The following is a 12335-nucleotide window of genomic DNA, read 5'->3' on the forward strand; positions in this document are numbered from 1 at the left end:
TCCTCCTTGGAGGAGGGGTCGGGGTGGAGGGATTCCAGAACGCTGGTTGGTCTCGGTGAGACCCTACCCCACCCCAACCCCTCCCCTGGATGAGAGGGGCTTAGACCTAGATCACAGCACGTAGCGGCTGAGATCCGTGTTCCGCGCCACGCTGGCCAGCTGCTGGTCGACATAGGCCGCGTCGATCACCACGGCGCTGCCCGAGCGGTCCTCGGCCTCGAAGCTGACTTCCTCGAGCAGCTTCTCCATCACCGTCTGGAGCCGCCGTGCACCGATATTCTCGACCTCGGCATTCACCTCGGCAGCGATCTTCGCCACCGCGCGAATGCCGTCCTCGGTGAAGTCGATCGAGACGCCCTCGGTGCCGAGCAGCGCGGCATATTGCCGCACCAGGCTCGCCTTGGTGTCCGAAAGGATCGCGACGAAATCCTCCTCGGTCAGCGCCTTCAGCTCCACCCGGATCGGCAGGCGGCCCTGCAGCTCGGGCAGCAGGTCGCTGGGCTTCGCCACATGGAACGCGCCGGAGGCGATGAACAGGATATGGTCCGTCTTCATCGGGCCGTACTTGGTGGCCACCGTGGTGCCCTCGATCAGCGGCAGCAGGTCGCGCTGCACGCCTTCGCGGCTCACCGAACCGCCGCGCACGTCGGACACGGCGATCTTGTCGATCTCGTCGAGAAAGACGATCCCGTTCGCCTCGGCGTCCGCAAGCGCCACCCGGCTCACCTCGTCCTGGTCGAGGCGCTTGTCGGCTTCTTCCTCGACGAGCTTCTCCCAGGCCGAGCGCACGTTCAGCTTGCGGCGCTTGAGCGGGGTGCCGGTCAGGCCCTTCATCATCTCCGACAGGTTGATCATCTGCGGCGCGCCGCCGGGGATGTCGAACGGCATCTGCGGCGCCTGCTCCACCTCGATCTCGATCTCGGTGGCGTCGAGCAGCCCCTCGTTGAAGCGCTGCTTGAACGCCTCGCGCGTCGCGGTGCTCGAATCCTTGCCGGTCAGCGCGTCGAGCAGCCGGCCCATCGCCGCTTCCTCGGCCTTGTCCTTCACCGCCGAGCGGCGGCGCTCCTTCTCCAGCCGAATCGCTTCCTCGACCAGGTCGCGGGCGATCTGCTCGACGTCGCGGCCGACATAGCCGACCTCGGTGAACTTGGTCGCTTCCACCTTCACGAAGGGCGCATCGGCCAGCTTGGCGAGGCGGCGGCTGATCTCGGTCTTGCCGCAGCCGGTGGGCCCGATCATGAGGATGTTCTTCGGCGTCACCTCGTCGCGGAGGTCGGCCGAGAGCTGCTGCCGGCGCCAGCGGTTGCGAAGTGCTACCGCGACGGCCTTCTTGGCGTCCTTCTGGCCGATGATGTGCGCGTCGAGCGCGGCGACGATCGTCTTGGGGGTGAGGTTCTGGTTCATGTCTTCTTCTTCCCCCCTCCCGCTTGCGGGAGGGGTCGGGGGAGGGGATGACCGCGGCGGGCAGGACGGTGGGAGAGCATCCCCTCCCCTAGCCCCTCCCGCAAGCGGAAGGGGAACTCAGTTGGCCGCGTCCAGCGTCTCCACGGTCAGCCGGTCGTTGGTGTACACACACAGCTCGCCGGCGATTCCCATCGCCTTGCGCGCGACCACTTCGGCATCGGGTTCGTACTCGATCAGCGCGCGCGCCGCAGAGAGCGCGAAGTTCCCGCCCGATCCGATCGCCGCGACGGTGCCATGCTCGTGCGCCTCGGGCTCGAGAACGTCGCCATTGCCGGTGATCACCAGCGTCACGTCGCGATCGGCGACGAGCAGCATCGCCTCCAGGTTGCGGAGATATTTGTCGGTGCGCCAGTCCTTGGCGAGCTCCACCGCCGCGCGCAGCAGCTGGCCGTGGTGGCGCTCCAGCTTGGCCTCCAGCCGCTCGAACAGGGTGAAGGCATCGGCGGTGGCGCCGGCGAAGCCCGCGATCACCTTGCCGTCCCCCAGCGGGCGCACCTTGCGGGCGTTGGGCTTCATCACGGTGTTGCCGGCCGAAACCTGGCCGTCCCCTGCGATGACTACCTTGCCGGATTTGCGCACGGAGAGGATCGTCGTGCCGTGCCACACGGTGTTCTTGTCACTCATGGACGCGCATATGGGTGGCGGGTGCGGGCGTGCAAAGGGGGAGTTCCCCTAAAGCCGCGTCCGCGCAACGATCCGACGATGTGAAGGAATGCTTGGGTGTGGCTTGGTCGGGGCGACAGGATTCGAACCTGCGACCCCCACACCCCCAGTGTGATGCGCTACCAGGCTGCGCTACGCCCCGACCGAGGGTGCGCCCTGTATGCCGCTTGGGCGCAGGACGCAACCCCCAAACGCCCGAATCACCGATCGAGCGCTTCCAGCCCCATCGCGATCGCGCCCAGCGGCCCCGCCATGTCGCCCAGCCCCGGCGGGCCGATGCGGGTGTCGAGCTCGGCGCAATAGCCGGCCAGCGCGCCATAGCCGTTGATCATCGCCGCGACCTTTTCGCGCACAGCGCCGAACAGTTGCGGCCGCTTGGTCATCACGCCGCCGCCGATCGCGATGCGTTCGGGCGCGAGCGACACGATCAGATTGTGGAGCAGTGCCGCCAGATCATGCGCGAAATACTCCCATTCGGGCGCGTCGTCGGCCACCTCCTGCCCCGGACGGCCGAATCGCGCCGCCAGCGCCGGGCCCGATAGTAGCCCCTCGGCGCAGTCGCCATGATAGGGGCACCAGCCCTTGAACGTGTCACCGGGCGCGCGGGCCGAGCGCATGTGCCCCGCCTCGCCATGCGCATAACCCATGATCGGCCGGCCATTGGCCACCAGCCCCACGCCCACGCCGGTGCCGATGGTGATATAGGCATGGGTGGAAAGCCCGGCCGAGGCGCCCCAGCGCGCTTCGGCGAGCGCCGCGCCGTTGACGTCGGTCTGGATCGCCAGCGGCTTCCCGTAGCGCGCCGCCAGTCGCTTGGTGAGATCGGTGTCGTTCCACCCCGGCTTGGTGGTCGCCACGATCGAACCGAAATCGGGCCGCGCGGGATTCAGTTCGATGGGCCCGAAGCTGGCGATGCCGATCGCGTCGAACTGCCAGCCGTCGAGCACCGATTCGATCGCCGCCAGCGTCGTCGCCGGGTCGGTCGTCGGCACGACATGCTGTTCGCGCACGTCGCCCGGCCCGCTGCCCAGGGTTGCCACACATTTGGTTCCGCCCAGCTCCAGGCCGGCAATCGAAAGGTTTGCAGTCATGCAGATCCGCTAGCGCGCCGCGCCGCGCGGGGGAAGCCCGTGCAGCTCAAAGATCGCGCGGATGCATATAGTCGCTAAGGCTTACAAAGGCGAGCGCCGCCGTGAACACGCCCATCGCCGCCAGAACCATATAGAGATAATTGCCACCAATAACGTCGAGCATATCCGCCTCCATCTGGAAGAGCGGAACGTTCACGCATTTGTCAGGTCTTTACTTTGACCCCGATCAAATTCTGGCGTTTCGGCGGCAGGTTGCGTACGATCATGCAAGCTACGAGGTACAAACACCGGAGTTTATGACACAAAGGCCGAGCCATGACCCTGCGGCAATGGCGCTCCTGTTCGAGGCGGCGACCGATCGGGGCGTGATCCTGCTCGATGCCGAGGGGCAAATCGCAAGCTGGAGCCGCGGCGTCGAACTGCTAGACGGCTGGCAACCCGAAGATCTGGCCGGCGCCGGCCTTTCGCTCCACTACCCGCCTGGCGAAGCCGCCGCCGGAAAGCCGGCGCGCGACCTTGCCCGCGCCCGCAGCGAGGGCCGGCTGATCGAGGAGGGCTGGCGGGTGCGCCGCGACGCCAGCGAGTATCTGGCCGAGGTACAGCTCACCGCCCTCCGCGATCCGGACGGATCCTTGCGCGGCTATGCCGAGGTGTTCCGCGACATCACCGATCACAAGGCCTCGCAGACCGCCCTGGCCGGCAGCGCGCTGCACCTGCGCTCGATCCTCGCCACCGTGCCCTCTGCGATGGTAGTGATCGACGACCAGGGCATCATCCTCTCGTTCAGCGCGGCGGCCGAGCGGCTGTTCGGCTGGACCGAGGCGGACGTGATCGGGCGCAACGTCAGCATGCTGATGCCCGCGCCGGATGCGCAGCTGCACGACAGCTATCTCGCCCGCTACATGACCACCGGCGAGCGCCGGGTGATCGGCATCGGCCGCATCGTCGTCGGCCAGCGGCGCGACGGCACCGACTTCCCGATGGAGCTGCAGGTCGGCGAGGCGAGCAGCGAGGGCAACCGCATCTTCACCGGCTTCATCCGCGACCTGACCGACGAGCAGCGCGCCGAGCTGCGGTTGAAGGAGCTGCAGTCGGAGCTGATCCATGTCTCGCGCCTTTCGGCGATGGGCACGATGGCCTCCACGCTGGCACACGAACTGAATCAGCCGCTCACCGCCATCACCAATTATCTGGAAGCCGGCCGCAACCTGATGGCGCGCGACAACCAGGACCCCGAGGATCAGGCGATGATCCAGGAGGCGATGGAGGAATCGGTGAAGGAGGCACTGCGGGCGGGCAACATCGTGCGCCGGCTCCGCCAGTTCGTCGCGCGGGGCGAGGCGGACATGGGGCTGGTCGACCTGCCGCGGCTGATCGACGAGGCCAGCCGCCTGGCGCTCACCGGATCGCGCGAACTGGGCGTCCGCGCCTTCTACGCGCTCGATCCGCACGCCACCGCGGTGCTGTGCGACCGGGTGCAGATCCAGCAGGTGCTGGTCAACCTGATCCGTAACGCGATCGAGGCGATGGCGGCGAGCCCGGTGCGAGAGATCACCATCGGATCGGAGCTGGCGCCGCGCAACCTGGTACGGCTGTGGGTGGCGGATACCGGCCCCGGCATCGCCCCCGAACAGGCCCCACGGCTGTTCCAGGCCTTCGCCACCACCAAGGAGGCAGGCATGGGCCTGGGCCTCTCCATCTGCCGCACCATCGTCGAGGCGCATGGCGGCCGCATCTGGGCCGAGCCGCGCGAGGAGGGCGGCACCATCTTCAATTTCACCCTCATGTCCGCAAACGAGGAACCCGCATGAGCGATCGCAAGCGCATTCATCTGGTCGACGACGAGGAGTCGGTGCGCCGCTCGACCAGCTTCATGCTCCGCACCGCGGGCTATGACGTGGATACCTATCCGTCGGGCGTGGCGTTCCTTGACAAGGTGCAGGGCGCCAGACCCGGCTGCATCCTGCTCGACGTGCGCATGCCGGAGATGGACGGGATCGAGGTGCAGGCCGAGTTGGCCAAGCGCGGCGTGAAGCTGCCGGTGATCGTGCTGACCGGGCACGGCGATGTCGGCACCGCGGTGGCGGCGATGAAGGGCGGTGCGATCGACTTCCTCGAAAAGCCGTTCGACCGCGACGCGCTGATGGAGGCGCTGGAGCGCGGGTTCGAGCGGATGGAGGAAGGCGAGGTGGCGGTCGCCACCCAGGCCGAGGCGACGCGGCGCATCGCCTCGCTGTCCCCGCGCGAGCAGGACGTGCTGCGTGGGCTGGTGCGCGGGCATCCGAACAAGACGATTGCCTATGATCTCGGCATTTCGCCGCGCACGGTCGAGGTCCACCGCGCCAACGCCATGGCCAAGCTGGAGGCGCGCAGTCTGTCCGAGGCGCTGCGCCTCGCCTTCGCGGCCGGGCTCGACGGCTGACCCCCTGTCCCGCTGCGGCATACGCAAGCGGCTGGCAAGATGCGCCATCCCGTGTATGGTCGGCGGGTTTGCTGGCAGGCATTCCGCCGGCGATGGGGACCTACGACTTCAGAATGACTCATTTCCCGATCGGCATTTTCGGGGTGCTGGCGATTTTGGGCATCGCCTTCCTGCTTTCCAGCAATCGCCGGGCGATCCGCCTGCGCATCGTCGTCCCCGCCTTCCTGCTGCAGGCCGGCATGGCGATCATCGTCCTGCGCACCGCCTGGGGCCAGGTGGCGCTGCACAGCATGGCCAATGGCGTCTCGGCGCTGCTCGGCTATGCCAGCGCGGGCACCCAGCTGCTGTTCGGCAACCTCGCCAAGCCCGAGTTGGGCGGGCAGAGCCTCGCCATCGCCGCGCTGCCGGTAATCATCTTCTTCGCCGCCCTCGTCTCGATCCTCTACCATGTCGGCATCATGCAGCTGGTCGTCCGCTGGATCGGCGGCGCGATCGAGAAGGTGACCGGCGTCAGCAAGGTCGAATCGCTCTGCGCGGCGGCGAACATCTTCGTCGGCCAGAGCGAGGCGCCGCTGGTGATCCGCCCCTATCTCGCCCGACTCACCCCCTCGCAGGTGTTCGCGGTGATGAGCGTGGGCATGGCCGGCGTCGCGGGCACGATCCTCGCCGCCTATGCCAGCCTGCTCGGGCCCGCCTCGCTGCCCTATCTGCTCGCCGCGTCGTTCATGGCGGCGCCGGGCGGGCTGATGATGGCCAAGATCATCATGCCGGACGAGCCCGCCGCCATCGACGCGCCGATGTCCGGCGAGGACGAGGTGATCCGCGTCGCCGAAGAGGACTTCCAGGAGGAACGCGCCGCCAACATCATCATGGCGGCGGCCAATGGCGCCTCCACCGGCGTGAAGATCGCGGTCGCGGTGGGCGCGATGGTGCTCGCCTTCGTGGCGCTGGTCGCGCTGGCCAACGGCCTGCTCGGCATCGTCGGCGGCTGGTTCGGCTATCCCGGGCTCAGCTTCCAGGCGATCATCGGCACGATCTTCGCGCCCGTGATGTACCTGCTCGGCATCTCGTGGCACGAATCGCTGACCGCCGGCGGCCTGTTCGGCACCAAGGTGGTGCTCAACGAGTTCGTCGGCTTCATCGAGCTGGGCAAGGCGACCGACCTCGCGCCGCGTTCCAAGGCGATCATCACCTTCGCGCTGTGCGGCTTCGCCAATTTCAGCTCGATCGCGATCCAGATGGCGACCACCGGCAGCCTGGCGCCCAACCAGCGCCCGGTGATCGCACGACTGGGGATAAAGGCGCTGATCGCCGGCAGCCTCGCCAACCTGATGTCGGCGGCGCTGGCGGGTCTGTTGCTGCCGTAAACCGGCAGGGAAGGTCGCCACTGCCTTCCTAGTGCTCCTGCGAAAGCAGGAGCCCAGGGTAGGAGAGCGAGTCGCCCGCGACCCTGGCCCCCTGCTTTCGCAGGGGCACTAGGAACACAGGAGCGGTTCAACGCTCAGGCCCCGCCGATCCCCTCCACAACCTTGCCGGTGCCACCGCAGTCCGGGCACTCCCCCGTCTCGATCCGACCGGACCCGCCACAGATGCGGCACCAGTTCTCGCCGGTTCCCGGCGTGCCGGGAGCGGCTTCGTCGCCGGGATTGATGGGGTCGGCCATGGTCCTGCTCCTATTCGCCCAGATGTACGGCTAGCCAAACGCTCGGCCGGTCGCGGGCGGTCCATGTCACCCAATGTTTCTGGCCGGCCTGGATCAGCAGATGGTCGCCCGGCCCCAACCGCAGCTCAGCCGAATCCTCGATGCGGAGGCCCGCCGCGCCTTCGAGCAGCACCACCCACTCGTCCCAATCCTGCACCATCGGCGCATCCTCGGGCGTCGCCTGCCCGTGCGAAACGATCCGCTCGATCCGCACGCCGGGGCGCGTCAGCAGATCGGTGAAGACCTCGCCGTCGCGGGCATCGGGCAAGCCCGCCAGCAGGTTCGTCGCCTGTCCCGTCCGCTCCACCACCTGACCCTCCCTTGGATTCCGGCCCCAAACGCGCCAATAGCGCAGCATGCCCCGTTTCCAGTTCACCATCCACGCCACCGACGGCAAGGCGCGTCGCGGCACCATCGCCATGCAGCGCGGCGAGATCCGCACGCCTGCCTTCATGCCGGTCGGCACCGCCGCCACCGTGAAAGCCGTGAAGCCGCAGGACGTGCGTGCATCCGGCGCCGACATCCTGCTCGGCAACACCTATCACCTGATGCTGCGCCCCACCGCCGAGCGCGTCGCGCGGCTGGGCGGCCTGCACACGTTCATGGGCTGGGATCGCCCGATCCTCACCGATTCGGGCGGCTATCAGGTGATGAGCCTGTCCGAACTCACCAAGCGCAGCGAGGAGGGCGTCGCCTTCGCCTCGCACCTCGACGGCTCGCGCCACATGATGAGCCCCGAACGCTCGATGGAGATCCAGCGGCTGCTGGGTTCCGACATCGTCATGGCGTTCGACGAGCTGGTCCCCACCACCTCGACCCGCGACGTGCAGGCCAAGGCAATGGAGCGTTCGATGCGCTGGGCGAAGCGCAGCCGCGCCGGCTTCGATTCGGGCGAGGATCATGCCGCCCGCGCCGCTTTGTTCGGCATCCAGCAGGGCGCGCTCGACGAGGGACTGCGCAAGGCGAGCGCCGACGCACTGAAGGATATCGGCTTCGACGGCTATGCGGTGGGCGGCCTCGCGGTGGGCGAAGGGCAGGAGGCGATGTTCGGCGTGCTCGACTATGCGCCCGGCCAGCTCGACGCAACCAAGCCCCGCTACCTGATGGGTGTCGGCAAGCCCGACGACATCGTCGGCGCGGTCGAGCGCGGCATCGACATGTTCGATTGCGTGCTGCCCACCCGCTCGGGCCGCACCGGCCAGGCGTTCACGCGGGCCGGGCCGATCAACATCCGCAACGCGAAGTTCGCCGAGGACCAGGGCCCGCTCGATCCGGCATGCCCCTGCCCGGTCTGCGGCACCTGGAGCCGCGCCTATCTCCACCACCTCGTCCGCGCCGGCGAGATTCTCGGCGCGATGCTGATGACCGAGCACAATCTCTGGTTCTACCAGACGCTGATGGCCGATCTGCGCGCGGCGATCGAGGAACAGCGGCTCACGGCCTTCGCGAATGACTTCCGGGCGAAATATCAGACGAAGCAAGGCTGACCCCGCGCCACGCGCCGCCCCATTCACCCTATGATAACCATATCGTAGGAGTGCAGGGCGGCGCGCCCCGCGCAGGAGGAAGCCCCGGATGCCGCATTACCACCCGTCCGATGCGATCGACGCCTATGAGGCGGAGAACAGCTTCTACCTGCGTTCGCACCCCTCGCGGATGGCCAAGCTGCTGGCGCATTACGAGCTGTACAAGCAAATCGTGCCCCTGCCGGGCGCCGTCGTGGAACTGGGCGTGTACAAGGGCGCCTCGTTCATGCGCTTCGCCAGCTTCCGCGACATTCTCGAAAACGCATATAGCCGGCCGCTGATCGGCTTCGACGCGTTCGGCTCCTTCCCGCGCGAAGGCATCGAGGAGCGGGAGGACCAGCGCTTCATCGACCGGTTCGAGGCGACCGGCGGCCAAGGCATCTCCCGCGCCGATCTGGAGGCGCTGCTCGCCGCCAAGGGCTATGCCAACACCACGCTCGTCGAGGGCAATGTCTTCTCCACGCTGCCGGACTTCGTGACCGCACAGCCCGCCCTGAAGATTGCGCTGCTGCACCTGGACATGGACGTGTACGAGCCAACTGCCTTCGCGCTCGAACAACTGCTGCCGCACATGGCGCGCGGCGGACTGGTGGTGTTCGACGATTACGGGCTGGTGCAGGGCGCCACCCGCGCCGCCGACGAGGCATGCGCGCGGCTGGGCGTCGGCATGGAGAAATCGCCGGGCTATGTCATCCCGGCATTCTTCCGCGCCCCGTGACCGCGCCGGCAAAGGCTAGGCACTAGGCAAAAATTGCCGGGCGCCCACCGGCGGCGGCAGTAGCGGCCTATAAGAACTAGAGCGTTTTCACCTTGGGCGAAGACGCCCTAGGTTTTCGATTGCCGCATTTTCCGAGTCGTTGACCGTAAACGGTCAACTTGAAAATGCTCTAGGCATATCCCGCAGGAGCCTTGCCTTGTCGTCCGTCCCCCACGTCGAGCAGCGCCAGCGGGTGCTCTTCTACCTGCCGATGATCACCAACTGGTGGTTCGTCCACATCGTCGAGCCGCTGATCCGCCGCACCGCCGAGCGTCACGAGGTGCATGTGCTCGCCCCCGCCCCCTGGCGCGGCACCGGCCTCGGGCCCGAGGAGCTCGGCCGTTGCACCGATCTGTCGGAGGTCCACTGGTACATCATGGACGGTGCCGACCATCCGAGCACGCGCACCGCGCCGGAAGATGCCGAAGGCCTGATCGATTTCGTCCGCAGCCTCGCGCCGGACCTAGTGCTGTGTCGCACCGCCGACCACGAAACGGTCCGTCACTTCCCCGGCACCGTGCGACTGCTGATGGAGGGCCGCTACGAGCCGTTCGCGCCGCCCCCGCGCTGGCTGCAACTTGCCGAGCGCCCGCACGATCATGGCCTGCTCGCCTCGATCGACGCGAAACACGCCGCCCGGCTGCGCGCGATGATCACACCGGCCTGGGACCGACTCCAGAAGAGCCTCGCCCCCGCACCCGGCGAGCGCGAGGCGCTGTTCGCCCGGTTCGGCATCCCCGCCGACCGCCCGGTGCTGCTGCTGCCGCTCGAATGCGAGACCGACGATAATTTCTTCGCCATGCATCGGCTGGTCACCAGGCCCAATTCGTCGCTGGTGCGCGAACTCTCCGCCCGGATCGGCGATCGCTTCACGCTGGTCGCCTCCAACCATCCGCTCAACGATGCGCATGTCGATGCCGCTTCGCTGATCGAGACGGTGAACGCGTGCGACAATGTCGTGCTGCTGCCGCCGCGGATCGGCATGCTGCCGGCGACGCTCGCCATGGCCCGCCATGCCGACGGGATGATGGTAGGCGATTCGAAGACCTTCGCGCTGGCGGCCTTCTTCGGCGTGCCGATGCAGCGGGAGACGCGCTTCGCGACCGGGGCATGGCTCGCGCCCTATCCGGCCATGGCGCCCTTCCTTGCCGACATCGCCGCCGGAACCGTCCGCCGCCCGGATCCGGAGCAGGCTCGGCTGTGGTTCGCGCAATATCTGTTGAACGACGCGATCGATCCGCTGGATGCGGGGGACGATGTGCTGGCCCATGCCGCCCGCCCCGTCGATCCGGATCGCTGGGAGGCGGCGCTGGCGCGGCTGGAGCAGACGCTGCCCGAGCTGTTCGCCGCCGAGGCTCAGCCGAGCGGGTAGAGCGCGCCCGCCACCCAGCGCAGTTCGGCGCGGAGCACGCCCCAGGCGCGCGCGGCCGCGCGGCTGTCCATCGCCTCGATGCCGATGCCGCGCTTCTCCAGCGCCTTGACGAGAGCAAGCGGCGGCCGCACCAGGGTCGTGCCGGTACCGAGCAGCAGGAACTCCGGCTGCGGATCGAGCGCGAAGGCCGGCGCCAGGTCCGCCTCGGTCAACTCGGACACGGCGGGCGGCGACCAGCCATCGGCGCGCTGGGGGGTGATGATCAGCCCATGATAGACATTCTCGTCCACCCGGAAGCCGCCGCCGGAAAATCCGGAGATCAGCGGCCCCTCGGCACTGCGCCGTTCGATCTTCATCTCAAGGACGCTCGCGCGGACCCACGCGCTCGGCGTTGCTGGCGATGGAGTCGGCCTTTTCGGGCTTCACACCCGGCTTGAGGCCGAGCGTGATCAGCAGCGAGGACGAGACATAGATCGACGAATAGGTACCGACCACGATGCCGAGCATCATCGCCGCGGTGAAGCCGCGCAGCACATGCCCGCCGAACACCAGCAGCGAGGCCAGTGCCAGCAGGATGGTGAGCGACGTCATCACGGTACGCGGCAGCGTCTCGTTGACCGACAGGTCGATCAGCTCGCTCATCCCCATCTTGCGATACTTGCGCATGTTCTCGCGGATACGATCGTCGATCACCATCTTGTCGTTGATCGAATAGCCGATGATCGTCAGCACCGCCGCGACGATATTCAGATCGAACACCATGCCGGTTACCGCGAAGAAGCCGAGCGTCATCAGCACGTCGTGCACGATCGCCACCGCGGTCGAGACGCCGAACTGCCATTCGTACCGGAACCACGAGAAGATCGCGATGCCGACGATCGCCAGCACCACGGCGAGCACGCCGTTGCGGATCAGCTCGCCCGAAACCTTGCCCGACACGGTGGAGTAGGTCGAGAAGGTCGCGCCGGGGAACTTGGCCGCGACCGCGCCCTTCACCCGCTCGACCATCGCGTTGGTAGCACCCGGGTCGTTCGACTTCGGCACCGGCAGGCGAATGGTGACGAGGTTCTTGCCGCCCATTTCCTGCAGCGTGGTCTCGCCATAGCCGAGCTTGTTCACCGTCTCGCGCAGTTCGTCGAGCGGCGGGGCCGAGGCGAACTTCTCTTCGATCGACACGCCGCCGATGAAGTCCACGCCGAAGTTGAGGCCGTGCACCGCGACCAGACCGATCGCGGCGACCGTCAGCAGCGCGGTGATCGCGAACGCGATGAACCGGATGCGGACGAAGCCGATATTGGTGTTGTCGGGTACGATCTTGAGGAGCCGCATGTCGGCGCT

General features: G+C 67.6%; 13 protein-coding genes and 1 tRNA gene. 6 read left to right on the forward strand and 8 right to left on the reverse strand.

Annotation, left to right across the window (positions count from 1 at the left end):
• Positions 1–111: 111 nt before the first annotated feature.
• The 4 genes from hslU to KK7_RS0105705 all read right to left on the reverse strand — a co-directional run bounded on the left by hslU (position 112) and on the right by KK7_RS0105705 (position 3218).
• On the reverse strand, positions 112–1404 hold the full coding sequence (gene hslU / locus KK7_RS0105690; protein ID WP_010543675.1) for an ATP-dependent protease ATPase subunit HslU: 1293 nt from the start codon (positions 1402–1404) through the stop codon (positions 112–114).
• Positions 1405–1521: 117 nt separating this feature from the next.
• Positions 1522–2088: an ATP-dependent protease subunit HslV gene (hslV, locus tag KK7_RS0105695; protein ID WP_010543676.1), complete on the reverse strand. Its 567-nt coding sequence runs from the start codon at positions 2086–2088 to the stop codon at positions 1522–1524.
• A 104-nt stretch (positions 2089–2192) separates the two neighbouring features.
• Positions 2193–2269, reverse strand: a tRNA-Pro gene (locus tag KK7_RS0105700).
• 58 nt (positions 2270–2327) lie between these two features.
• The gene (locus KK7_RS0105705) at positions 2328–3218 is read right to left on the reverse strand and encodes an ROK family protein (RefSeq protein WP_010543677.1); all 891 of its coding nucleotides are present in this window, start codon (positions 3216–3218) and stop codon (positions 2328–2330) included.
• A 329-nt stretch (positions 3219–3547) separates the two neighbouring features.
• Here KK7_RS0105705 and KK7_RS0105715 point away from each other — a divergent pair, with 329 nt between their 5' ends.
• The 3 genes from KK7_RS0105715 (at position 3548) to KK7_RS0105725 (ending at position 7007) form a co-directional block, all read left to right on the forward strand.
• Entirely contained in the window at positions 3548–5029 is a 1482-nt protein-coding gene (locus tag KK7_RS0105715; RefSeq protein ID WP_010543678.1) for a PAS domain-containing sensor histidine kinase, read from the forward strand.
• Positions 5026–5640, forward strand: coding sequence for a response regulator FixJ (gene fixJ / locus KK7_RS0105720; RefSeq protein WP_010543679.1), 615 nt, complete (start codon positions 5026–5028; stop codon positions 5638–5640). The genes KK7_RS0105715 and fixJ overlap by 4 nt, the downstream gene beginning before the upstream one ends.
• Before the next feature lie 113 nt (positions 5641–5753).
• Positions 5754–7007: a NupC/NupG family nucleoside CNT transporter gene (locus tag KK7_RS0105725; RefSeq protein WP_010543680.1), complete on the forward strand. Its 1254-nt coding sequence runs from the start codon at positions 5754–5756 to the stop codon at positions 7005–7007.
• A gap of 134 nt (positions 7008–7141) precedes the next feature.
• Here the strand turns inward: KK7_RS0105725 and KK7_RS23145 are convergent, their stop codons facing one another.
• Both KK7_RS23145 and KK7_RS0105730 read right to left on the reverse strand, forming a co-directional pair.
• Entirely contained in the window at positions 7142–7303 is a 162-nt protein-coding gene (locus tag KK7_RS23145) for a hypothetical protein (RefSeq protein WP_010543681.1), read from the reverse strand.
• 10 nt (positions 7304–7313) lie between these two features.
• Positions 7314–7649, reverse strand: a complete 336-nt coding sequence (locus tag KK7_RS0105730) for a cupin domain-containing protein (protein ID WP_040597841.1) — start codon at positions 7647–7649, stop codon at positions 7314–7316.
• A gap of 49 nt (positions 7650–7698) precedes the next feature.
• Between KK7_RS0105730 and tgt the strand changes: the two genes are divergently transcribed.
• From tgt to KK7_RS0105745, 3 genes are all read left to right on the forward strand, one after another.
• Entirely contained in the window at positions 7699–8829 is a 1131-nt protein-coding gene (gene tgt, locus KK7_RS0105735; RefSeq protein ID WP_010543683.1) for a tRNA guanosine(34) transglycosylase Tgt, read from the forward strand.
• An 88-nt stretch (positions 8830–8917) separates the two neighbouring features.
• A complete protein-coding gene (locus KK7_RS0105740; RefSeq protein WP_010543684.1) occupies positions 8918–9586 on the forward strand; it encodes a TylF/MycF/NovP-related O-methyltransferase in 669 nt (222 codons plus the stop codon).
• 196 nt (positions 9587–9782) lie between these two features.
• On the forward strand, positions 9783–10997 hold the full coding sequence (locus KK7_RS0105745; RefSeq protein WP_010543685.1) for a hypothetical protein: 1215 nt from the start codon (positions 9783–9785) through the stop codon (positions 10995–10997).
• Here the strand turns inward: KK7_RS0105745 and KK7_RS0105750 are convergent.
• Together KK7_RS0105750 and secF are read right to left on the reverse strand one after the other, a co-directional pair.
• Positions 10982–11353: an Mth938-like domain-containing protein gene (locus tag KK7_RS0105750; RefSeq protein ID WP_010543686.1), complete on the reverse strand. Its 372-nt coding sequence runs from the start codon at positions 11351–11353 to the stop codon at positions 10982–10984. The two genes, KK7_RS0105745 and KK7_RS0105750, sit on opposite strands and share 16 nt — an antisense overlap.
• 1 nt (position 11354) lies before the next feature.
• A complete protein-coding gene (secF, locus tag KK7_RS0105755) occupies positions 11355–12326 on the reverse strand; it encodes a protein translocase subunit SecF (protein WP_010543687.1) in 972 nt (323 codons plus the stop codon).
• Positions 12327–12335: the final 9 nt, after the last annotated feature.

Origin of the sequence: Sphingomonas elodea ATCC 31461 (genome assembly GCF_000226955.1) — a bacterium.
Taxonomy (GTDB): Bacteria; Pseudomonadota; Alphaproteobacteria; order Sphingomonadales; family Sphingomonadaceae; genus Sphingomonas; species Sphingomonas elodea.

Bases quoted from the DNA above. Each gene is read 5' to 3' on its own strand.
- KK7_RS23145 (WP_010543681.1), bottom strand. From the start codon at position 7,303: ATGGCCGACCCCATCAATCCCGGCGACGAAGCCGCTCCCGGCACGCCG.
- KK7_RS0105715 (WP_010543678.1), top strand. From the start codon at position 3,548: ATGGCGCTCCTGTTCGAGGCGGCGACCGATCGGGGCGTGATCCTGCTC.
- tgt (WP_010543683.1), top strand. From the start codon at position 7,699: ATGCCCCGTTTCCAGTTCACCATCCACGCCACCGACGGCAAGGCGCGT.
- KK7_RS0105740 (WP_010543684.1), top strand. From the start codon at position 8,918: ATGCCGCATTACCACCCGTCCGATGCGATCGACGCCTATGAGGCGGAG.
- KK7_RS0105705 (WP_010543677.1), bottom strand. From the start codon at position 3,218: ATGACTGCAAACCTTTCGATTGCCGGCCTGGAGCTGGGCGGAACCAAA.
- secF (WP_010543687.1), bottom strand. From the start codon at position 12,326: ATGCGGCTCCTCAAGATCGTACCCGACAACACCAATATCGGCTTCGTC.
- fixJ (WP_010543679.1), top strand. From the start codon at position 5,026: ATGAGCGATCGCAAGCGCATTCATCTGGTCGACGACGAGGAGTCGGTG.
- hslU (WP_010543675.1), bottom strand. From the start codon at position 1,404: ATGAACCAGAACCTCACCCCCAAGACGATCGTCGCCGCGCTCGACGCG.
- hslV (WP_010543676.1), bottom strand. From the start codon at position 2,088: ATGAGTGACAAGAACACCGTGTGGCACGGCACGACGATCCTCTCCGTG.
- KK7_RS0105725 (WP_010543680.1), top strand. From the start codon at position 5,754: ATGACTCATTTCCCGATCGGCATTTTCGGGGTGCTGGCGATTTTGGGC.
- KK7_RS0105750 (WP_010543686.1), bottom strand. From the start codon at position 11,353: ATGAAGATCGAACGGCGCAGTGCCGAGGGGCCGCTGATCTCCGGATTT.